The following is a 1,837-nucleotide window of genomic DNA, read 5'->3' on the forward strand; positions in this document are numbered from 1 at the left end:
TCTCGGTCCTTATCTGGGATCGCTTCACGGTCCTCAGATCGATCTGTTCGCCAGTCGATCTTCTAATTAACCAAATGCACAACCAAGCACTACCGAAATACAAGATGGCGAACCCTATGACTGTAATTGCAAATAAACTAATATAGTCCATCTCACTGTCTCACACCTTCACTTGGTAGGTTTCTAGCGGATTAACGCCAACCAGTTCCTTGCTTATATTACCATATTAAGGGATTGTTTGTCGTGATAAATGATAATCTGACTGTCACCTTACACCGCAAGGAATCAGGAGTTAGTTAGGGATTCCCTAGGGGGATTGCAGGATTGTTCCACAGGTAAAGATAGATAGAAGGAGGGTAAGGGGAATCTTTAGGCAGAAAAAAGGAAGATCCAGATGGATCTTCTTAATTAATTATATCACATGTAGGATATAACTATAAGTCTTGAATTTACAATAATTTCCTGTATTCTAGTCTTATTGATTGAAAGGGGATGATTTCTTGCAAATGTCAGCGTCTCAGGTAGAAGAGTTATTAACCACCAAGCAGAAAAAAGATGAATTTAGTGGTACTGTGTTACTGGCTGTAGAGGATAGAATTATTCTTAATCGCGGATATGGATTTGCGAACCGTGAGCATCAGGTAAACCATATTCCCGAAACCAAGTTCAGAATCGGGTCTATAACGAAACAGTTTACAGCCATGGCCATTATGATGCTTCATGAACGTGGTATATTACAAGTAGAAGATAACTTATCCAGGTATATACCGTCATACCGTTACTCGGATCAAATAACGATTCATCATTTATTGACTCACACATCGGGCATCCCCAATATTACTCAAGTTGCAAACTTTATAGAGATTATGAAGCAGCCTACCACACTTGAGAAAACCATTTATTTGTTCCTAAACCTAGAACTCGAGTTCCAACCTGGGACTATGTTCCGCTATACGAATACGGGATATATTTTATTAGCTTACATAATCGAACAATCCACCGGGTTATCTTACGGAGACTTTTTAAACCAACATATCTTCATCCCATTAAATATGATGAATACGGGCTGTGACAACCACAAAGAAATCATTATACATCGAGCACAAGGCTATGAATTCGAGTCATGGTTCGTTAATGCCGCCTATATGGACATGACACTTCCAGTAGGTGGAGGGAATCTGTATTCAACAACAGGTGATTTGTATAAATGGGATCAGGCGTTGTATACGGAAAATTTAGTGAACCAAGAAAGCCTGGAAAAGATGTTCACCCCCAACGAATTTGGCTATGGTTACGGCTGGTTTATCCATACTAATGACAATAGGAGACAAATTCATCATGGTGGTGGAATAGTAGGGTTTAAGAATAAGATCATTCGATATGTTGACGAACGGGTTACTATTATCATTCTAAATAACTTATCAACTACAAACGTAGATCAATTAGGTCACGATATAGCGAAGATTATTTTTAAAGCGTGACGAACCTTAATCTAAGATTCCGGATCATTATCATGGGGGAGAGGAACATCTTCCTAGTACGATTCGGGGACTCCGGGCGTACGATACCTGGATCGAGGCGTTCAGGGGAGGCCGTGTTGACCCCATCGGAAATGCGTATAGCACTAGAATTGTTCAAGATGATCACTAATAACAAAGATGAAGAGAGCGCACTTCATGATATAAATCATAAGTTGACTAATGTAGGGTGAGTAAGCCAAACGGGAGTTTCAATTTTACACACGAACGAATGCCTTATCGCGGCGCTTGGAATTTTTTGCGGAACTCCCTTGGCGAGACTTTTTCAAGTGAAATAAAACATTTGCTGAAGTAAGAAG

The 1,837-nt window shown here is 39.9% G+C and carries 1 protein-coding gene; it reads left to right on the forward strand.

The features are described from left to right. Positions 1 to 506 precede the first annotated feature (506 nt). On the forward strand, positions 507 to 1,481 hold the full coding sequence (locus AC1DWB_RS34475; RefSeq protein WP_477545581.1) for a serine hydrolase domain-containing protein: 975 nt from the start codon (positions 507 to 509) through the stop codon (positions 1,479 to 1,481). Positions 1,482 to 1,837 lie beyond the last annotated feature (356 nt).

This window comes from Paenibacillus sp. P4_E11, from assembly GCF_056401635.1.